Annotated in this window: 16 protein-coding genes; 2 read left to right on the top strand and 14 right to left on the bottom strand. The window is 33.3% G+C overall.

The genetic code is table 11. The features are described 5' to 3' along the window. Nucleotides 1-51: 51 nt before the first annotated feature. From HXZ74_RS02610 to gldB, 3 genes are all read right to left on the bottom strand, one after another. Nucleotides 52-1,374, bottom strand: coding sequence for a TolC family protein (locus HXZ74_RS02610; RefSeq protein ID WP_114997947.1), 1,323 nt, complete (start codon nt 1,372-1,374; stop codon nt 52-54). A gap of 96 nt (nt 1,375-1,470) precedes the next feature. Continuing rightward, entirely contained in the window at nt 1,471-1,797 is a 327-nt protein-coding gene (gene gldC / locus HXZ74_RS02615) for a gliding motility protein GldC (RefSeq protein WP_038335027.1), read from the bottom strand. 17 nt (nt 1,798-1,814) lie between these two features. After that, nucleotides 1,815-2,864, bottom strand: coding sequence for a gliding motility lipoprotein GldB (gldB, locus tag HXZ74_RS02620; RefSeq protein ID WP_286473708.1), 1,050 nt, complete (start codon nt 2,862-2,864; stop codon nt 1,815-1,817). A 100-nt stretch (nt 2,865-2,964) separates the two neighbouring features. Between gldB and nadE the strand changes: the two genes are divergently transcribed. Together nadE and HXZ74_RS02630 are read left to right on the top strand one after the other, a co-directional pair. After that, nucleotides 2,965-3,759 carry an NAD(+) synthase gene (nadE, locus tag HXZ74_RS02625; RefSeq protein ID WP_038335023.1) on the top strand — a complete coding sequence of 265 codons (795 nt, stop codon included), beginning with the start codon at nt 2,965-2,967 and terminating at the stop codon, nt 3,757-3,759. A gap of 15 nt (nt 3,760-3,774) precedes the next feature. Then, nucleotides 3,775-4,578: a class I SAM-dependent methyltransferase gene (locus HXZ74_RS02630; RefSeq protein WP_280062402.1), complete on the top strand. Its 804-nt coding sequence runs from the start codon at nt 3,775-3,777 to the stop codon at nt 4,576-4,578. A gap of 30 nt (nt 4,579-4,608) precedes the next feature. On the opposite strand, the gene HXZ74_RS02635 is transcribed toward HXZ74_RS02630, so the two are convergent. From HXZ74_RS02635 to ccoG, 11 genes are all read right to left on the bottom strand, one after another. Beyond that, entirely contained in the window at nt 4,609-4,989 is a 381-nt protein-coding gene (locus tag HXZ74_RS02635) for a VanZ family protein (protein ID WP_280062401.1), read from the bottom strand. Next, complete coding sequence (gene gcvH / locus HXZ74_RS02640) at nt 4,982-5,362, bottom strand: glycine cleavage system protein GcvH (protein WP_038335019.1); 381 nt, start codon at nt 5,360-5,362, stop codon at nt 4,982-4,984. The genes HXZ74_RS02635 and gcvH overlap by 8 nt, the downstream gene beginning before the upstream one ends. 20 nt (nt 5,363-5,382) lie before the next feature. After that, nucleotides 5,383-12,552 (bottom strand): T9SS outer membrane translocon Sov/SprA, encoded by a 7,170-nt coding sequence (gene sov, locus HXZ74_RS02645; protein ID WP_280062400.1) that lies wholly within the window; start codon nt 12,550-12,552, stop codon nt 5,383-5,385. Next, complete coding sequence (gene ruvA, locus HXZ74_RS02650; protein WP_180905294.1) at nt 12,552-13,133, bottom strand: Holliday junction branch migration protein RuvA; 582 nt, start codon at nt 13,131-13,133, stop codon at nt 12,552-12,554. The genes sov and ruvA overlap by 1 nt, the downstream gene beginning before the upstream one ends. A gap of 78 nt (nt 13,134-13,211) precedes the next feature. Continuing rightward, a complete protein-coding gene (locus HXZ74_RS02655; RefSeq protein WP_180905295.1) occupies nt 13,212-14,165 on the bottom strand; it encodes a hypothetical protein in 954 nt (317 codons plus the stop codon). 142 nt (nt 14,166-14,307) lie between these two features. Then, nucleotides 14,308-15,600 (bottom strand): serine hydrolase, encoded by a 1,293-nt coding sequence (locus HXZ74_RS02660; RefSeq protein ID WP_286473711.1) that lies wholly within the window; start codon nt 15,598-15,600, stop codon nt 14,308-14,310. A 111-nt stretch (nt 15,601-15,711) separates the two neighbouring features. Further along, nucleotides 15,712-17,217 carry a serine hydrolase gene (locus tag HXZ74_RS02665; RefSeq protein WP_286473712.1) on the bottom strand — a complete coding sequence of 502 codons (1,506 nt, stop codon included), beginning with the start codon at nt 17,215-17,217 and terminating at the stop codon, nt 15,712-15,714. A 125-nt stretch (nt 17,218-17,342) separates the two neighbouring features. After that, nucleotides 17,343-18,485 (bottom strand): helix-turn-helix domain-containing protein, encoded by a 1,143-nt coding sequence (locus tag HXZ74_RS02670; protein WP_286473714.1) that lies wholly within the window; start codon nt 18,483-18,485, stop codon nt 17,343-17,345. Nucleotides 18,486-18,557: 72 nt separating this feature from the next. Continuing rightward, entirely contained in the window at nt 18,558-19,274 is a 717-nt protein-coding gene (locus HXZ74_RS02675) for a sulfite exporter TauE/SafE family protein (RefSeq protein WP_286473717.1), read from the bottom strand. Then, nucleotides 19,259-19,702, bottom strand: coding sequence for a FixH family protein (locus HXZ74_RS02680; RefSeq protein ID WP_038335014.1), 444 nt, complete (start codon nt 19,700-19,702; stop codon nt 19,259-19,261). The genes HXZ74_RS02675 and HXZ74_RS02680 overlap by 16 nt, the downstream gene beginning before the upstream one ends. A gap of 4 nt (nt 19,703-19,706) precedes the next feature. After that, nucleotides 19,707-21,188: a cytochrome c oxidase accessory protein CcoG gene (ccoG, locus tag HXZ74_RS02685; protein ID WP_280062398.1), complete on the bottom strand. Its 1,482-nt coding sequence runs from the start codon at nt 21,186-21,188 to the stop codon at nt 19,707-19,709. Nucleotides 21,189-21,283 lie beyond the last annotated feature (95 nt).

The following is a 21,283-nucleotide window of genomic DNA, read 5'->3' on the forward strand; positions in this document are numbered from 1 at the left end:
AAATCTAGAAATAAATTATATCAAAAAAAGGTTATTAAAATAGTTAAACCTCTATTTTTCTTCCAACGTAATAGGAACGCCAGCATAGAAATCTAATACTTTTTGTTTGAAAATATAGTTATATTTCGCTTGCAACATTTGCGATTCTGCAACCATCATATCATTACGCGAACGGTTAAAATCATATTGATTAATTACACCGGCATTGTAAGATTTTTGCGCAAAATCGTATGAAATTTTCGCATATTTTACCGCTTCTTTCGACGAATCGTATGACGCATAAGAACTATTTACTTCGAAATAAGCAGACTGAACATTTTTCAACACCTCTTGTTTCGATTGTAAAAGACCAACTTTTGCTAAATCCTCGTTGATTAATGCTTTCTGAATATTAATTTTATAGGAATATTGATTCCAAATTGGAATAGTCACACCAACTCCAAAAACACCTGTTACATTATGTCCTAATTGCTCTAATAACGCATCTTGGCGTAATCTCTTGTTGAAATATTGCAGATAGTTCGTTCCGAAATTGAAACTTCCTGTCACTTTTGGAAATAATGAAGTTCGCGCGATTTGAGTTTCTTTCGCAGCAACATCAATTTGCAATTCGGCATGTTTGACAGAAGGCTGATTTTGATAAGCCGTTTCCACCACATCATCCAAATTATACAATTGAGACGTAACATTATCTGGAATCTTCACATCGGTTACAGCAAAATTTCGGTAATCATTTAATTGCAACAACATCGCTAAATTGAACAATGCACGCTCTATTTCGATTTGTGCATTTACCACTTCACGTGTATTTGTCGCGACTTCAGATTCAGATTGAGCTACAACAGATTGAGCTACAGATCCAGCTTTAAACTTTTTTTGATTTTGATCCAATAATTGTTTCGAAATAGTTAGATTTCCAACTGCAACTTGTTTCAATTCTTTGTTCAATAAAACCGCCAAATAATAATTCGCTACTTGCAACGAAATATCATTTATCGTCATCGCAGTTTGCACTTTCGACGCTTCCAATTCCAAAGCAGCTTTGTCTTTATTCAATTGAACAACTCCACCACTATAAATATTAATGCTAGATTGTACACCAAATGAATGCGCAAATTGATAATATCCCTTTTCTATTGTTGGATTATACGTTCCGATTGTAAAGTTAGTATCTACATAACCCGAAACCGTTGGCAACCATGCATTGTAGGTTAACTCTAAATTTTTATTGAAAATTTCTTGGTTGATGGTATTCTGCTGAACAGTCAAATTATTTTTCGAAGCATACTCAATACACTTTTCAATTGTCCATTCTTCTTGGGCAAACGAAGAAAGAGAAGTAATAAATAGTAAAGTAAAAAATAATTGTTTCATAGACTATTCTTGTCAGAAAATTAAAGATATAAAATAAGTCGAATTTCTAACCAAAATGTTACGAAATTCGACTTAAAGTTTTATTTGGTCAGTAAATTAACCTTTAATTTTTGAAGCAATTGCAAATTCTTCTGCAAAAGCAGCGATTCTTTCTGCAACTTCTTTTTCCTCTGTTGCTCTTTCGTAAGAACTAGACATCGAAATTAAAATTTGGTGAAAGAAACGTTTCATATCATCTTGTGTCATTTCTTTTGTCCACAAATCGATGCGCAAAGCTTCTTTTGCTTTATCATCCCAAACAGAAAGTAACATTGCTTTTGTTTCTTCGTGACTAATTCCACCGTCTGGTGCATTCCAAGTCATTTTTTCTGGTACGTGATTTTCGTCCAATTCAATCTCTACCGTAATATTTGTTGTTCTCATAACTTCTAATTATTAGTTTATTTCACAAAATGGTAAACTTTACCATCAATTGTTTTTGTTGTATAATTTGTTGAATTATTACTTTCTAAAGCTGGCTTATATTTAGAATCTTTGAATATTTTTTGACCATCCATATCATCTAATAAAGCTTTCAATTCTACCTTCGGATTCTCTTTCATGTATTGACGAACAATTTGCAAACCAATCCAAGCCGCAATTCTTCCTGGAGAATCTTGCTCAATTTCATTATTAAATTTTGAAAATGGACTAATTGCTAAAAAGCGTTTATCCAAAGAAGCATCTGAACTGAATACATAATTTTGTTCCACAAAAAAGTTCCAAATTTGACCTTCGTTCTCAATACACCACTGAATTTGTTCTGGCGTGTAACCAACTTTATATTCGTCCGGCGTATCTGTTAACAATGCATCTTGCAAAATCAATTTCTTCCCTTCATAAATCATTTTATCAATAAATAATTGATTTCTTGGGCTAAATGTAACCACATCATTCGCAATTGCATCAACTGCTTGAGATGGTAAACGATTAAGATCTAAATTTGTACGCAAATAACGTTCTACACCAATGCTGTCATACAATTTGTTCTTTGGTCCCAAATACGCATCCATCGCAATAAACATCAAGCCAGATTGCTGACTAAACATCACAGGATAATCTATATTTTGCAAACCTGATGAATAAGTATAAACCGTCGGAATTTTATATTCAGGAAAATAAAATTGGTAACGCTGAAACATCGGTGTTAACGATTGATTTAAGTTTTTAAAATCTCCAAAAACCTTTCGAGATCGTCCATAAATACTCAATTCTTCTTTATTACGACGTTGACTTTCCCAAACATCGTCCGCAGTTTTTGCATCAAAAAAGAAAGGATAATCTTTTCGTAAAGTCGCTAAAGGAATCGAATCGTTAAAAAAATCTTGACTGATATCATGAATATTCAACTGAACATTTTGTTCTTTGACATCCACTTCCCACGATTTTTCTTTTTTGCACGCAGTAAATAAAATTAAACTCGCAAAAGCTAAGCCATATACAAATTTCATTGCTTGGTTATTTAGCTAACAAAAATAGTAAAATAATCTGTAGTATTTTCAACCCTAATTTTTTTCATAATCTGCTATCTTTGAAATAAATTATTAAACTATGCAAACTGAAAAAGTTGTAGAATATATTGTTTCTTGGTTGAAAGATTATTTGGAAACAGCACACCAAAAAGGCTTTGTGATTGGAATTTCGGGCGGAATTGATTCAGCTGTAACCTCTACATTATGTGCGATGACAGGTTATCCTTTATTAAACTTAGAAATGCCAATTCATCAAGAAAAGAATCAAGCTGATCGTGCAAAACGTCATATCGAATGGTTAAACAATAAATTTTCTTCGCCTATCGACTCAATAGAAGTTGATTTAACTTCAACTTTTGACGCAATGGTTTCGGCTTTACCAGAAACGGAAACGACGGATAAAGTGAATTTAGCGTTGGCCAATACACGCTCTCGTTTGCGTATGACGACATTGTATTATTTTGCTGGTTTACACAATTATTTGGTTGCAGGAACAGGAAATAAAGTCGAAGATTTTGGTGTTGGTTTTTATACGAAATACGGTGATGGCGGTGTAGATCTTAGTCCAATTGCTGATTTAATGAAATCGGAAGTGTATAAAATTGCTGAGTTTTTAGGCATTAATACAGATATTCAAAAAGCAAAACCAACTGATGGTTTGTTTGGCGATGATCGTTCGGATGAAGATCAATTGGGAGCAAATTACGATGAATTAGAATGGGCGATGAAAGCGAAAGAAGCTGGAAAAACTGCAGATGAATTTGAAGGAAGAGAAAAAGAAGTTTTCGAAATTTATTCGAGATTAAATCGTATCAACCAACATAAAATGGTTCCAATTCCGATTTGTGATATTCCAGAGGAATTGATGAAATAACTAAAATATTAAATAATGACACCTGAAACAAACTATATAGAAATCAATAAACAATCTTGGAATAATAGAACCGAAGCACACTTGAAATCTGATTTTTATAATCTTGAAGAATTTATAAAAGGGGCAACATCTCTAAACTCAATTGAATTAGATTTATTAGGAGATATAAAAGGAAAATCCATTTTACATTTACAATGCCATTTTGGACAAGACACAATCTCTCTTAATAGATTAGGTGCAAATGTAATAGGTATTGATTTATCTGACAAAGCAATTGAAAGTGCTCGAAAAATTGCAATTGATACGAATTCAACTGCTGAATTTATTTGCTGTGATTTGTATGATATAGAAAATCATTTAAATAAGCAATTCGACATCATTTTTACAAGTTATGGAACTATAACTTGGTTACCAGATTTAGATCAATGGGGGAAATTAATTTCTAAATTTCTAAAACCTAACGGAAAATTTGTTTTTGCTGAATTTCATCCTGTAGTTTGGATGTTTGATGATAACTTTGATAAAATAGGTTATAATTACTTTAATGTTGAATCAATTATAGAAACTGAAAACGGAACATATGCTGACAGAAACGCTGATATTTCACAATCTTATGTGACTTGGAATCATAGTATGAGTGAAGTTATAACTAGTTTAATTGATAATGGTATGGAACTTAAACAATTTCAAGAATATGACTATTCTCCATATAATTGCTTCAACAAAACATTCGAGTTTGAGCCTAAAAAGTACAGAATAAAACATTTAGAAAATAAAATCCCTATGGTTTACTCTATTGTAGCGAAAAAGAAAAATTGATTATAGATTAAAACAAAAAACTCAGTAATACTACTGAGTTTTTTTATGTTGTAAATAATATGTTATTGCAATATATGCGAGGGCGATTCCGGATAAGTTTGCCATTAAATCGACAAAATCAAAACTACGATGAAGTGATGTTAAAATGCCTTGTAAAATTTCGATAAGAAAACTTACCAAAAACGGAATTATCATCAAACGTAGATTTGTTATTTTGTAAGCGACAAATAACAAAATCGTCATCATTCCAAACATTCCACAATGTACAACTTTATCAAAATTATCAATCTTAAAAAAGATTCCTAATTCTTCGATTGTACTTAATTTCGAAAAATTTTCTTGTGGAAGTAGCGTCAGATAAAACACCAACGTTACATATGCAAAGAATATTATTTTTTTTGTCTTATGCACCGATTAATTCTCCGTAAGCAGCTGCGTCTAATAAAGCATCTAATTGAGAAGCATCTTCAATTTTTACTTTGATAATCCACCCTTTTCCGTAAGGATCAGTGTTGATTAATTCTGGCTCACCTTCTAATTCAGTGTTAAATTCTACAACTTCACCGCTAATTGGCATAAATAAGTCAGAAACTGTTTTTACTGCTTCTACTGTTCCAAATACTTCTTCTTGACCTAAAGTTTCTCCTTCTGTTTCTACGTCAACATAAACAATATCTCCTAACTCTCCTTGTGCGAAAGCTGTAATACCGATTGTTGCTACGTCTCCTTCTACAGAAATCCACTCGTGATCTTTACTGTACTTTAAATTGTTTGGAATGCTCATAATGTTTGTTTTATTGTTTTTTAATTTCCGAATGTAAAGGTAGCACTAAATCCGGCACGAATTTGAGAAATTGGAAAAGCTGTTGAAATTTTATATTTACTCATCATCTGATCCCAATAGAATCTCAAGTTCAAATTCTTACTCACGTTATAATCTGCTGTCAACTTAAACGTCATAATTCGCTGTCCACCTGTAATTTGCGAATCTCCATAAATACTTGTTGGTACGTTTGGATTTTGTACGTCATCAAAGTTATAAATTACTTTTCGAATTGTTGTTTGATTATCTCTTAAAGAAAAATCTCCACGAATATTTAAGTCTCCTTTGATTGTTTTCTGATTTCCTTGGTAACGAATTTTCATTTTGAAATCTTTGAAGATATACCCAAATCCAACAATATATTCAGATCCATAATCTTCTGTATACGTATAATTTGTTGTACTTAATGATAACAAACGATCTCTGTTATATTGCGCACGCAATTGCATACTGTTACGGAATGTTAAATCTACTCCAATCAATGGCGAGAAAGATTCGATCATGGTAACGGCTCCATATAAATTCTGTGTATAGTAATTTCCGTTTTCATCTTTACCAGTCACTTGTCCGCCACCCATAATTCCTGTATCTAACATGAAGTTTGGATTCGACTGAATTCCTGTTGTTGTATACGTCGAATTATATGAACTCGAAATCTCAACATTATCAAAATATTTATTGATAATTGGAACAGATTTCAATCCTGTGTACGTTACGCGCCAGTTCGGAACCGGAATAGAACGATTGTATCCTAACTTAGACGAACCTGCATCTTTTCCTTGTACCGCCGCTAAAAAGGCTGGTAAAAGAACGTCAGAACTTCTTGCATTAAATCCTTCGTAATAACCCAATCCATCTTTATTTCCGCTACCTCTTTTTTGTGCTAATCGCTCAGAAATAGTTTTAGTATTTGTTAGGAATTGCTCAAAAATTGCATCTCCATCTTTGAAAGCTGTTTTGATATTTACGGTCGAAATATTAAGATTTGCTAATTCATCAATGTATGGATTTTCGACTGCTAAATTGAATCCTGAATGATAAATACGACGATCTTTTGTACGTTTTGCACTCAAATCAATTCGTAAATCAGGAATAGGCTCAATCAAAGCAGTTCCATTAAAATCAGAACCTTTTGTTATTTGATACGCATCCGTCATCAATTCATCTCCTACAATCAATCCTCTTTCAACCAATTGTCGTTTGATATCGAATTGTGTTCCATAAACGAAGCCTAAACTTGGTCCATTTTTACCATCAACACCAAAGAAACCTGGCTCGTACAATAATCCTGGAATTACGGCTCCATTTGTTTGATTAAATGTAAAATTAGCACGTTTTAGTGACGATAAAACCATCCAACCATAATCTTTTGCTGTAAATTTATGTTTGAATTTATAAGCTGATTTCTTATTTGTTCGACGTTTTTTAGCGAATAAATTTGTATAAACTGTATTCAACGAATCTATTTCTGCTCGGCGTCCTTTTAAAATAGAATCGTAACGTTTGTAACCTTTAAACTCTGGATAGAATTTCGTGAAATCTAAATCTCCCATCAAATTGATCGAATTCGAGTTTTGAGCTGTTCCATTTCCTAAATTAACAGGTCTTCCGTCTACTTCAAAATTTCTGTAAGCAGTAGAAGTTGCAACCCAGTTATAATTCGATGTAAATCCTGCTTCAACATTCATCCAATTGAGATATGGGAAGAATTTTAAAGGTAATTTATAATTCACCTGAAATTGTTGATCGTATTGAACTGGACGTCCAATTGTGAACATATTTTGCCAAATCATATCTTGATCTGCACGCTGGAAAGTTGTTCCATCATTCAACGTCATTGTCGAAGATGTTAAATCTAAACGCAACGATTTCGTCAAATCAAAACCTAAATTATATTGCCAATTGAACAAGAAATTGTTACTATATGTCGGACGAATTAAGCTCGAAGAACTTCCTCCTCCTAAATATTGACTGATATCGCGATATTGTCTTTCACTATACGTTCGCGCAATCTCTGTACGGAAAGAGAAACGTGTTGGCAAAGGATTCACATTAAATTCGCGAATAAATTGTAAATATTTTCCTGATTCCTCTTTTGGTTGAACCGCACGCCATTTTTTGAAAGGCTCGTACGATTTTCCTCTAAATCCGAAATTATAATTAATCGATGCTCTTAATTGCTGATTTACATTGTATTGCGTATAAATATCACGGTAATAATTATCTGAATACATCATTGAAACTGAGAAGTTAGAAGGATCATAGAAACGAACAGGATTGTTGTTATTTGTAGATCTAACTTTTCGAATATTGTTAAAAGCAAAACTTTTGAACTGCGTATAAGTACGAACAACTTTTTCTAATTCGGCTTTATTAGGCGCTTCATCAAAAATAATATCGTTGTCTAATGGATTATATTTTGGATCGACAAAACTTTCCTGAATTGTAAAATCGAATGGAATTTCCATTCCCCATTTCTTTGGTAAGAATTTGTCTAATTTTACTTGTGCATTCAACGCGTATTGTAATGATTCGTCCTGATTACGATTTGCAGGACCTTGATCGATAGCACCAAAACCTACAGAACTTGTACTTCCAGAAACTTGTACATTTGCAAAGTCACCTAAATTGAACTGCACATTTGCAGAAGCTGCATAACCTCCTTGGTTATCAATTTCGCTCAAACGAAGTTCGTTCACCCAAAGTAAAACCTCTTTATCAGTAGGTCCAGATGTATTACGAACCCCAATCATGATCGAAGATACATTCCCCAATGTTGGACGACCTTTTACGTAAATCGTTTTATTTGGATTCTCTTGATCGAAAGCAAAATTGAAACGTTGCAATGTATTAAAATCAATAGCATCTCTTTGTTTTTTAGCATCTGTAAACAAATCTGTATTCAAGTCGATAAAGTTTTCATCAGGCCAAACTGTGCTTTCTGTTGCGGAACTTTGTGGCGTATATTTCAACGGCATTTCATATTCGTAGTAGTTATCTGTATAATCACTACCTACACGAATAAATAATTTTGTACCATTATCAATTGCATTTGACGCTCTATCTAATAAGTTTTGAGCAGATACAAACATTTGTAATTTTTTGTATCGGCGCAAATCTAAATTTGTATTCTTAAAAATAGCTTTTGAAGTACTACCTAATTTAAACTTCGCTTTCAAAGTCATCGAAGCTTCATTCTGAGATTGAATACCTGTTGCACCTTGCGTTTGTTCACGATATACTCCAGGAGGAATCATATAACGAGGACGATCTGTACCATTTCGTTCGATACTAACCTCACCGACTTCTAAATCATCGATATTTTTATCTTCTTCAGTTCCTTCTTGATTTCCAGCAGCCATTAAAGGATAAACATTTTTGGTATAACGACGCCATTCAGAACGAACTAAATCAAACGTACCAAAACGAATTGTTGTTTCTTCTTCGAAACCACGCATCACCATACGCATAAAACGAGCAGCTGTTAATACGCTTTCTGCTTGTGCAATAGACGCATCATTGTTTAACTCTTCTACTCCATCTCCGTCAAGATCTAAATCAAAGTTATCAACAGGAATTCGAACTTGATACCATTTAACATCATGTTTCGTTTTGTCAGGAAATTCCCCTTGAACCGTTTTTCTTGCAACAATAAATTTATTGTTTGGATCTTCTAACGTTTGACGGTTAATTTTTAACGTATACTGATTATAGTTTTCTGTTTGATCTAAATTGAAATCACCATTAATATCTTCAGTATCTGGAGTTAAAGATGATGCATGTAAAGGATTATCGGTTGAATTGTTTCCTTGTGGATTTCTGAAATAACGGTAACGATCTTGAACTGTATTCCCAATTGATGCTCCTCTGAAACGATCATCTAAGAAGAATAAATAATTATCATTCGCAGGATCTAATTCTCCTGTAACCAAATTATTACTCGTTATTCCATAACGCTGCGCTTCTTCCTCATCTGTTAATCCATTGTACCCTAAATCTTGTTGTTTTCGGGCAGCTCCATCTGTATCAAAAGCATATAAAATTGGATTTAACTGAGGTGTTTTCCCCCATTTTGATTCAACAACTTGAACACCATTATTAGAATGAGGTAATCCATTTTCGTACATCATTTCTCCGTCTTTTAAGACATCTTCCGAAACATTTCCTAAATGTACCAATAACTCTCCTTCTCCACCTTTTCCATCTGCATAAGGATCCATCATCCAAAACTCGATGTATTCCACATTTGAATCTTTGAAGTTAGAAACTGAGATAGGACGCATAATTGCTCCCCAATTTTTCGTGTCTACTGCATTTGGATTAACGTTATAAGGTCCACGTTCTTGCGGATAGAATGTCATGTCTAATGTGCTGATATACGAATTTGTACCAGCCATTACATCACGTTGATCAAAAAGTTCCTTTAACTTAATGCGACGCGCCATATGCGTTGACATTTGTTGATCTGTTAAAGGTGAACTTCCTCCCATTCCATAAAAACGAGGATCAATCGTGTACCACGATAACATACGACGACCATTGTTGAATGATAAATCGTCATTTTTCATTCCATTCGGGAAGAACGGGTGATAACCAGAGGCAGAATATCCAGCAGGTTTTCCTGGTGTTGATCCAAATTTCCAAGAACCAACATCTAATAAACTAATGCGAGATTGTGCATCTTCGAAATCGTCTATATAAGAATAACCTCCCGTAACCTTGTTCATTCCTGGCATCAAATAAGCTGCTTCTGCCTGAACACTAATGTTCGACATTTGATCAGTTTTGATTCCCGGAATTTTATTTGTTAAACGAGTTAACCACTCAGCTTCTGAGTTATATTGTGTATTAAGTCCAAAAATTGTGTTGTTCACAGGTTCTGAACCAAATTGTGTTTTTTGCGTAACTGGACGTTCTTGGTAATTAATTAAAGTTCCGCCTAACATCAATTTATCACTAAATTTATGCTCGACATTAATTCCCATGAAACGTTTTTTCTGTAAATTAAATGTTGATTGATTTTCTAAAGATACATTAATTGGTGCTCCAGAATTTTTCAATTGTTCGTTGATGATTTTTACACGACCCAACTGATAATCTACCGTATAATCTACGCCTTCTGTCAACGTTGCTCCACCAGAAGTTACCTTAACAGAACCTTGTGGCACGTTGAAAGCACCCAACGGAATACCGTCTGTCACCGTTCCTTTGTATCGACCTTCTAATGTATAACGATTGGCTAATTTTTCGCCAGAAAGTGTATTTGGTAATTGACGATAAATTTGATTGAAAACGTATTCTTGATTTTGACCTTGTAATTTATTGCTCAAATATTTACCAAAAGGCTCAACTGAAGTGAAAATAATATTTCCTCTTTCTGTATCAATAGTTAATCCTGATTGAAAATCGAACAAACCATCTCCTTTACTTCCGTCAGGATTTTGTTGTAATTGTCCGTTCGAATTTAATCTATCCATATTCAGAACTTGTAATAACGATTGTTCTGAAACAGCAGAATTTGGTAAATAATTTAATGTTCCCGATGATTCTTTACCATTATCTTTGAAATTAATATTCATCAAGAAATCTTCACTCGAAACACCATAAGCATTTAACGAATAAATATTTTTCATCATCAAATCCCACATTGGCGAAGCGACATTAACAGCAGAATTTGGTTTGATTAATTTCGCAATAATTGGTTTATCTGTCTCGCTCGACATCTGTCCAACTTTGTATAATTTTGTCGGATCAGAGCTTAACGAATATTGAAACGAAACCGCTAACAAATCTTCACCATCAACCAAAGGCGTATTCAAGGAAATGTATCCTAATTTTGGATAGAAAGTGAATTCGGAAGCATCAAGTTTTCGAACATTTTCATTAACGATAAAGTTTTCTCCATCCTGAAATTGCTCTCCATTAAATTCATGAGTATTTAAGAAGCTTCTCGCATCACTAATTTTAGTGAATTTTTTATCTAAGATTTCTTCATACAACTTATTATTACCATTTTGAGGAGCTGTATCACCTTCTGCGATATCTCGCAAAGCAATAATAGCACGTCTATTCTGTTGATTTCCTCCAGATTTATCGACTTTCCAAACCTCAATATTACTAATGTTGATATTACTATTAATCGCAGGATAATTTTCTAGCGCTTTATCATAACGATCTCTAAAAAATTGACCTAAGAAAAAGTGTCTATTGTATTCATATTTTTCGGCAGCGACTTTAAAATCAGTCATCACACCACCACCTTGAACCACGATATTTTTAGATTCCGAACGTTGCTCAGAAAAGACAGCCGATACATTTGTACGACCAAATTTAAGATCTGTTCTAACTCCAAAAAGTGACTGCGCACCCGTAATCAACGAAGTACTAAGCGGCATCGAAATATTACCAACCTCAATATTTTGTAGAATATCATCTTCTCCTCCAAATGGATCCAATTTATTCCCTAAAGCCTTTCTCCATTGAAGTTTCATTTGATTTTCGAAGCCAAAACCAGCTTGCGTATCATAATTCACTTTCATCTGAAGATTTTCTCCGACTTTCCCCAAAATACTCAATTGCATACGCTGGTTAAGATCCATTGTAAGCGTTTGACGGTTTTGCGGTAACAACATTGGATTGTCTATCTTTTGCAAGAAAACACCCAATTCTAAATTTGCATAACCTTGCGGAATCAATGAGATTTCTGATCCACCAAAAATAGTTTCGAAAGCTTTCGATTTTACTTTAAAACTTGGTAAAATACTTCCTTCCTTTTTCCCTTCCTTATCTCCAAAACGTTCTTCACGATAGTATTGATCGTTGGTTTGAGATTTTACTCGGAAATAATTTTTCATGTCTTGATTCTGAACCAAAGTCAGGTATTCTTGACGTGTCAAATAGATAGGTTCGGAAACTAAACTTGTTCCAATTTGAGGATATAAAATATACTGACGCTTTATCGCATCATATTGTACATCGTATTTTATTTGATTATCTAAAAACAATCCACCTTTTTGATCTCGGATAGGAAACTTAAGCGTATCACTTTCCTGAGCCATAACATCGCTCATAGTTCCCATTGCAAAAAGGAAACACAAAGCCGCTATAGTAGAGCCTTTACGAATAGTTTTTGGTTCGTTATGAATCTTCATTAAATTTTCTTCAAGGTTTCTTTTACTAAGAATTCCACGTCTGCATCTGGTTGATCTTGTAGGATTTTGTCCATAATTTTCTCTGCAGATTTTTTAGGAATTCCTAAAACTTCTAAAGCAGATAACGCTTCATTCTTAGATTTATTTTTAACCGAAGTAGAATTAACATCTAATATTAAATTTTGATCCAATTTATCTTTCAAATCAATGATGATTCTTTGCGCAGTTTTAGCTCCAATTCCTTTTACACTTTGTAATAATTTGGCATCTTCTTGAGCGATTGCGGTTGCAATTTCTTTAGAAGAAAGTGTCGAAATAATCATCATTCCAGAAGCTGGACCAACACCATTAACACTAATTAATTTCTGAAAAATTTCTCGTTCTAATTTTGTTGCAAATCCATAAAGTATATGCGCATCTTCGCGAACAATTAAATGTGTAAAAATTGTAACCAACTCTTCGTGTTCTAAAGTAGAATACGTATTCAATGAAATATTGACCCAATATCCGACACCATTGCAATCTATTACAGCATTTGTTGGATAAATCTCGATTAATTTACCTCTTAATTGTGTTATCATTTTGACGTTTATTTAGTTACACTACATATAGTGATAACGTCAAAAATACAATTTATTTTGTAAGGATGAAAGTTGGATTTATTGATGAGAATCTAATTTGAGTTTTAGAGATTGTAATAATCGTTTTTCGAAATCATGAATAATACTTTCTGCCCAAAAGTTTCCGTACCAATTTAATTTAGAATTTATTTGATATTCGCAAGAAAGTGTAATTTTTGTTTGCGTTGAATTTATTTTTTCTAAACGATAATTTATATTTTCAAACTTAAAATAATTTCCTTTCAATACATGTTGATCAGTTGGCTTTTGGCGAAGTTTAGACTTAGAAATATCTATTTTGAAATTTACATATTTGTTTTCTTCCAATTCTGTAACATATTCAAATAACTCCAAATCATCTGTAAATTTTCCGATACGAACCAATTGATTATTTTCTATAAATGATGTCGATTTTATTGGGCGCGGAACACCAATAAATTGATAAAATCCATCTTTATATTCATCTTGCTTTATTTCTTTGACTTCAATCAAATTAGGAAAAATATTTTCGGGTTGATTATTCACAACAATAGAACTTTCTGTGGTAAACAATTCACTTTTATCAGGAAAAACATTTTCAATTGGAAATAAAAACAATGGCAATAATAAAATTGAGTATAGTTTTTTATCATTCTCTCTTTCTGCTGTTCTACTCCCACAAATTAATCCCGCAATTCCTGCAACTATTAAAGCTGGAAATCCCAATATTAATCCACAAACCAAATCTTCAATCCCTGTCATTAAGCACGTTATAATATAAATTACAACTGTAATTATTGGATAAAAAAATTGTTTCAATTTTGATTTATAAATTTCTGTAGAAGAATACAAAATCGGAACTACTCCAATAACAATTGGAATTCCGAAAAGAAAGGTATAGGTTAATAGACCTCTATCAAATATACTATATGAACTATCACCAATTACCAACCGAAAAAGCAAACCATATAATGCTCCTAAAATAATTCCTATATATTCTGATTTGAACTTCATCGCGTTAATTACATTTCATTAAATTAAAAGTACAATTTATTTTGTAAGGATGAAAGTTGGATTTTAATGAAAGCCTTGTCAAGGTTCTAAACCTTGACAAGGCTTCGAGTAATTTGAATTAAATATTTTGAGAAATCAATTTTTAGTTTTTTAACGCTATAATTTTCTCAATCATTTTTTCGGCATTGCCGTTGGTTCCGCCAAGGTTGATGGCTTTGTTATACCATTCTAAAGCCAGATCGTATTGCTTGTTGGTGAGGTAAGCTTCACCCAAACTGTCCGCAACACTGGCGTTGTTTGGGAACTCTTTTACAACCAATTGAAATATCTTGATGGACTCGTTGATTTTGCCCGCTCTAAGTAATTCGTAGCCCAAAGTATTGAGTTCAGTTGGATTTTCAAAACTATATTCTTTTTCGGAAGTCTTTTTCAGTTGGTAATAAGTTTCAATCGCTTTATTGACGTCGGTTTGTGCTTCTTTTCTTAGAGCTTGGTAAATTGATTTTTTAGGAATTTCAAAAGATTTTCCTAACATAATATCACGAATAATATGTCCTAAATCCCAAACTTTATTCCGATTGTTGGATGCTAAAATGATAACGACATCGTTTTTCATGTCATTTAACACCAGCGATTCAAATTTGTAGGAAACACCATTGTGACGTTGCAATTCTTCTTCTCCAAAATAATCTCCAAAGGATCCACCTTGATGGTCTTTTGTGTAAGGATTATTCAATAATGTTTCAAAAGATTTTCGGGTAATCAAACGATTATGATCCATCGCATCAAGCCATTTGTACATATCATTGGTGTCCATCCAAAGCCAACCGCTGATAAACTCCATTTCTGGACAACGTTTATTATCCATATCGTAGCAAGATGTTCGATTTTTGTAGTCTGCTTTTGCATCAAACACGGAATTAGTCATTTTTAAAGGTTTGATAATGTTTTTCGTGACAAAATCTTGAAAAGTCATTCCTGTTATTTTTTCAATAATTCTTCTTTGCAAAAAAACATTGCCATTATCGTATCGGTAATCCTTTTCAGGCTCAAATAATAAGGTATCCGTTTTTTTCAAGATCTTCCAAGCCTCTTCATCGTTTTTCGGGACTATTAGCCCGTTTTCTATTCTGGGAATTCCGCTGGAATAATTAATCAAATGCCTTGTCGTTACTTTTTCGGACCATTTTGGCAAATCCAAATTGTATTTCGAAATCGGGTCGTCAAGATTGAGTTGACCACGTTCCACCAAAATCATAATCGCAACTGCATTAAATTCTTTTGCAATAGAACCAAAGTTTAAAATTGAGTTTTTCGTTAAGGGCGTTTTCTTTGTTTCGTCGCTAAAGCCAAAGGATTTTTGATAGATGATTTTTCCTTTTTTTGCAACCAAAACATTTCCATTGAACAAACCTCTTTCGTAAGATTTTGTCATTAAGGAATCGATTTTTTTGGTGACATTTTGAGCGAAAGTGAAGCTTGATAAAATCAGAAAAAGGAAAAGGAAACCGATATTTTTTGTGAAATTATGTATTTTCATAATGATCTACTTCTTCAATTCTTTTTCAATTTTTGAAATCATTTCTTTTGCGTTTTGATTGGTTGGTTCCAGCTCCAATACTTTTTGATAATCAGCTTTCGAAGCAGCGTAATCTTTTTTATCGAAATAAGCTTCCGCACGGCTATCGTACGCATTTGCCAAAGTTGGAAACTGATTAATATTCAAAGTGAAAATCTTGATAGCTTCATCAATTTTGTTATTTCTTAAAAACTCGTAGCCCAAAGTATTCAGTTCTCTTGCATCCGAAAAATTGTAATCGTTTGGATTGGTTAGCTTCAATTTTTTGTAAAGTTCAATGCCTTTATCAATGTCTTGATTGGCGACTTTTTTAATTGTTAACGAAATTGATTCTTTTATGGGTTCAAAAGGATAATTTTTCCAATGATTTTGATAGGCAATATTTGAAACAATTTCATTGATTAGCTGCATATTTCTACCGTTGGTCATCACAACCACACCGTTTCCATCTTCCAAACTTCCAATGTAATGACAAACAAATCCTTCATTTCCACCGCTGTGACCAAAGTATTTTGTACCGTTATAATCTTGAACAAATACGCCTAAATTGTTATCAAGTCTTTTTATTGACATTTCTTTTGAAAGAATCTTATTGGATTTTCCTTGTAAAGACAGTTGAGTTTCGATGATGTATTTCGCCAAATCTGTCGGATTGGTCCACAAACCTGCCGCAGCTTGTTCGGGATAGATATGGTATTTACCAACAACTTCTACCTTTCCATTGTAACCCGTCGCTAAAAGATTTTGCTTGTCGGATGATGGTGGTTGATTGAACGAACTTTGCGTCATTCCCAAAGGTTGCAATACATTTTTCAGCATATAATCTGCATACTTTTCGCCAGTTACATCTTCAACAATTAATTGAGAAACAGTCGTGCCACCGCCTGAATATTGAAACTTGAGACCAGGCTCAAAAATCGAACGAACGGTATTAGAATTTGCAGGTTTAGCGCCATCCAAAATTTGAGTAATCGTCGGTAAAGCTTGTCCTTTTTCATAACCGCCAAAACCGCTGACAGAAAGTCCAGCTGTATGACTTAACAATTGAGCGATGTTGATTTTTTTCCCTTTTGAAATTGAATCGTAAGGGAATTTCCAAGTTTTCAAAAAAGTGTTAATATCCTGATCCAGATTTAATTTTTTAGCTTCAACCAACTTTAGAACGCCCAAACTGTTAAACGATTTACTAATTGATGCTGCTTGAAACAACGTTTTTGTAGTCGTTGGTCTTTTCTCAGAAACATCTGCAAAACCGTAAGCTTTTGTCCATTCAATTTTATAATTTTTAACGACAGCAATACTTACGGCATTGACTTCGTAAAAATCCATTCGCTCTTTTAAGGTCGTTTTTTTAGTTTTAGTCTTATCCCAAGCGTTTAAATTATTCTCTAAAGATTTGATTTTTTCGTTGATATTTTGAGCATAAGTGAAGCTTGAAAAAATCAGAAAAAGGAAAAGGATTGCATTTTTCATAGGTGAAATTGTTGGATGATGATTCATATTCAATATTAATTATTTTTCTGCAAAACTGCGTCAAAATGCTCTAATACACGACCGACTAAAAAAAGTCGAACTCATTTTCTGGAAAGTACTACCAATTATTTCGCATTTTTCCTAAAATCGGTCGGTGTTGTACCTGTGTATTTTTTGAATGAAGTACTAAACGATGATTTGGAATTGAAACCTACTTCATAAAGAATTTCTAAAATTGTCAAGTCTTTTTTGGATGGATCTCTTAAAATTTCTTTGGCTTTCTCGATTCGATATTCATTAATAAAATCGAAAAAATGTTTGTCCATATACAGATTAATCAAAGCCGATAAATCTTTCACAGGCATTTTGACTTGCTCCGCCAAATTCTGAATCGTTAAAGATGAATCCAAATAAGGCTCATTTTTAAGCATAAAATCCTTTAAAGATTCGATTGCGGCATTTTTCTCCGCATTAATTTCGGGACTCGGTTTTTCTTCGGAAACGACTTCTTTAATCGGCTTTAAATCCGAATTCACTCCACGGAAGAAATCGGGATTGTTTAACGCCACAAATAGATACCAACAGGTACAAAACAAAAAGGCGAGTCCATCAAGGCAAACAATCCAATCCCGAAGTTCAACCTTACCCCAACCAAAAATAAATGTTACCAGCCATCTTATCAAGACGATAAAATGCAAAACGTAATAAAGCATTGTTATTTTGTAAAGGGCATCAAGTTTAGAAATATCAGGGTTTGCGTAATTCTCAAGATAGACCGTTTTAGCTTTTCTAAGCACCAAAAATGAAGCGATGAAATAGACTTGAAACAGCACCTCAAAAAGGATGAGAAAAAATTGCCAAAGCGGCATATCGCCCATGTTGTTTATAAATTTTATTTTAGCAGGTCTATCCACAAAAATAATTCCCCACATTATAAATGCTGTAAACGCTAAAAACGGAATAAGGTGCAATAAATGCTTGGCTTTTAACCGAAAATTGGTGTAACAAACCGACAAAACATAGAAATAAAATGATGCGGGAAAGATATAGTTAAAACTCCAGCGGAAAGCTTCAAGGTTCATATAATTGACGGGGAAATCGCGCATCAAAAACTTCAAACCATCTGCAGCAGTCGTAAAAAGAAAAAACGCAAGTAAACAGTTGGAAAGTTTATGCTTGGTTTTCACCGTAACCAAAAATAAGGCAAGGACAAGTACAAGGAAAATCCCTATAAAAGCAGCTATTTCTTTAAATGTGAAGTTGTCCATTTTTGTTTTGAATACAAAATCAAATGTAATATTTTTTCACATCTTTGAGAAAATACATTTATTCAATAAAATCTACATACAATGCTCATCCATCCCATTTAGCTGAAGAGCTTCTTTGGCTGGTGAGATAAAAGGTATGTTTAATTCTAATCCGCGAAGGATAAATAATACACCCAAAATAAGTGTGATAATTGGTAAGATTTTTAAGATCGTTTGACGCTGTTTCACTGATAAAAAATTACCAAATAAAACGGTTGCAAACATCAAAGGCAAAGTTCCAAGTCCGAAGAAGAACATAAACATCGCACTTTTGTAAACAGATCCTAAACCAATGGCTGCTGTAAGTGAAGCGTAAACCATTCCGCAAGGTAAAAGTCCGTTTAATACACCAACTATATAAAGAGAGGAAGAATCTTTCTTGATTAAGAATTTACCAAGAGAGAGTTTTACTTTTACCATCAAGGCGTTTATAGGAAGAAGTTGAGTAGCACCATTTTCATAGAATTTTGGAATCATGACCATAATAATCATCAAAACTCCAATCAAAATACTTAGATAATTTTGTAATCCAACAAATGAAAATGATTCGCCAATCAATCCTAAAATTGCACCTAAAATTGTATAAGTGGTTACACGTCCTAATTGATAAGTCAAATTACGAAGTGTAAATTTTAGTTTGTTTTGAGATTCTAATCCCAAAGATAAAGCAATAGGTCCGCACATCCCCACGCAATGCAGGGACGATGTAAGACCTATGGATAATGCTATGATAACTATTGTGAAATCCATCGAATGGACTTTTTAATCAAATAAGTTTGATTATTTTCTTTCCAGCTTAAAGTTAATTCGTATTCTCCGTCAATTAACTTAACAGATGGTACTAAAAAATTCTTTTTATCAGATAATTTAATCGGCATTTTGACATCTTTTGTTTCGTCATCATTACGCATCAAAAAAATATCTCCTTTAAAATCGGCAGCAGTAGTCGCTGGAAATTGAAATAAAAATCCATTTGCTTGTACAATAACTTCTGGTTTTTCTGCCAAAGCATTTGCACGTTTTTCAGCATTTATTTCATCCTGAAAATGAATTTCTTTTTCGTAATAATCCTCGGTTACCATTCCGCCTGTATCTCCTGCAAAATATAACAACGATAGAATGAATATCATAAAACATCCCAAAGCAATTGCTACATAATGTCCCCAATTTAACTTCATATGATTAATATTTGAATGGAGCTGAGAAGCTCGTTTCGTATTTATCGATTACTTTTCCTTTTTGATTGACTAATCCAATCACGACTTTTTCTTTGTACGATTTTACTTCATCCATTGGAATTTTCAAGAAGAATTTTCCTTGGATGATTTGACCTTTTTCCATGTTCAATTTATTCTCGCCTTCGTACATTTCTACTTTTGAGTTTTTGTGTGATAGCAATTGAACTGTTACAATTTGGTCTGCATTTGTTTTATTGTACAATGTATACTCGAATTGATTAACGTAATATTTACCTTCTACCTTGTAATCAGTTCCAGGAACTTTAAGGTATTTAGATTCTACATCAGAACGAGAGAACAAGAAAGCTGTCATTGCTCCAATTAATAATAATAAAGCAAATGTATAAGCAGCTAATCGTTTTGTGAATTTGAATTTTTCGCCACGTTTGATATCATCTTCCGAAGCATAACGAATCAATCCTGTTGGTAAACCAACTTTTTCCATTACTTCGTCACACGCATCAATACAAGCTGTACAGTTAACACATTCTAATTGGATTCCGTTACGAATATCAATTCCAGTAGGACAAACAACAACACATTGACCACAGTCAATACAATCTCCTTTTCCTTCTGCTTTACGATCTTCGTTCTTTTTAAATTTTGCTCGACCAGCTGTTCCTTCACCACGTTTGAAATCGTATGTTACATTGATTGTATGCGAATCAATTAATACACCTTGGAAACGTCCGTAAGGACAAACCAATGTACACGCTTGTTCGCGAAACCATGCGAATACGAAATAAAACATTGCTGAGAAGAAAACTAATCCAACCAATGTTCCAATATTTTCTGCTGGTCCTTCTTTTATCACATCATACAACGCATCAGCTCCAATAATGTAAGCTAAGAATACATTGGCGATGATAAATGAAATGATCGCGAAGATGGTCCATTTTAATAATTTTTTACGAATTTTTTCTTCGTCCCAATCTTGCTTATCTAATCTAATTTGTTTTGCTCTATCTCCTTCTATGGCGTATTCTATTTTTCGGAAAACCATTTCCAAGAAAATTGTTTGCGGACATACCCATCCACAGAACAAACGACCATAAGCCATGGTGAATAATACGATGAAAATAATTGTCGTAATCATTCCTAAAGCTAAAAGGAAGAAATCGGATGTAAAGAACGGAAATCCGAATAAGATGAATTGGCTGTGCAAAACATCAAATTTGAACAATGGATTTCCATTAGGTAATTTAAAGAAAGGTGTTAAGATTAATATTGCTAACAATACATAACTTACATACGTCCTATAGTTTGTAAACTTACCTTTTGGTTTTTTAGGATAAACCCATTTACGTTCTCCGGTTCGCTCCATGGTTCCAATGGAACTACGAACATCTTCGTTCATTTGGCTGTTATCATCCAAATAATCGTCTAAATTAAATTCATCTTTTGGGTCAGAATTTTGAACACTCATTTTAGTGAATTTTAAATATATACAAATTTACGACTAAAAAAGAAAAGAGAGCTTATAAATAAGCTCTCTTTCAATATGATATTTGTTGTAATTAT

The organism is Empedobacter sp. R750, from assembly GCF_030324345.1.
Lineage (GTDB): Bacteria > Bacteroidota > Bacteroidia > Flavobacteriales > Weeksellaceae > Empedobacter > Empedobacter falsenii_C.

Bases quoted from the DNA above. Each gene is read 5' to 3' on its own strand.
- gcvH (WP_038335019.1), bottom strand. From the start codon at position 5,362: ATGAGCATTCCAAACAATTTAAAGTACAGTAAAGATCACGAGTGGATT.
- ccoG (WP_280062398.1), bottom strand. From the start codon at position 21,188: ATGAGTGTTCAAAATTCTGACCCAAAAGATGAATTTAATTTAGACGAT.
- gldC (WP_038335027.1), bottom strand. From the start codon at position 1,797: ATGAGAACAACAAATATTACGGTAGAGATTGAATTGGACGAAAATCAC.
- HXZ74_RS02670 (WP_286473714.1), bottom strand. From the start codon at position 18,485: ATGGACAACTTCACATTTAAAGAAATAGCTGCTTTTATAGGGATTTTC.
- HXZ74_RS02665 (WP_286473712.1), bottom strand. From the start codon at position 17,217: ATGAAAAATGCAATCCTTTTCCTTTTTCTGATTTTTTCAAGCTTCACT.
- HXZ74_RS02610 (WP_114997947.1), bottom strand. From the start codon at position 1,374: ATGAAACAATTATTTTTTACTTTACTATTTATTACTTCTCTTTCTTCG.
- HXZ74_RS02660 (WP_286473711.1), bottom strand. From the start codon at position 15,600: ATGACAAAATCTTACGAAAGAGGTTTGTTCAATGGAAATGTTTTGGTT.
- gldB (WP_286473708.1), bottom strand. From the start codon at position 2,864: ATGAAATTTGTATATGGCTTAGCTTTTGCGAGTTTAATTTTATTTACT.
- HXZ74_RS02675 (WP_286473717.1), bottom strand. From the start codon at position 19,274: ATGGATTTCACAATAGTTATCATAGCATTATCCATAGGTCTTACATCG.
- ruvA (WP_180905294.1), bottom strand. From the start codon at position 13,133: ATGATAACACAATTAAGAGGTAAATTAATCGAGATTTATCCAACAAAT.
- sov (WP_280062400.1), bottom strand. From the start codon at position 12,552: ATGAAGATTCATAACGAACCAAAAACTATTCGTAAAGGCTCTACTATA.
- HXZ74_RS02630 (WP_280062402.1), top strand. From the start codon at position 3,775: ATGACACCTGAAACAAACTATATAGAAATCAATAAACAATCTTGGAAT.
- nadE (WP_038335023.1), top strand. From the start codon at position 2,965: ATGCAAACTGAAAAAGTTGTAGAATATATTGTTTCTTGGTTGAAAGAT.
- HXZ74_RS02655 (WP_180905295.1), bottom strand. From the start codon at position 14,165: ATGAAGTTCAAATCAGAATATATAGGAATTATTTTAGGAGCATTATAT.
- HXZ74_RS02680 (WP_038335014.1), bottom strand. From the start codon at position 19,702: ATGAAGTTAAATTGGGGACATTATGTAGCAATTGCTTTGGGATGTTTT.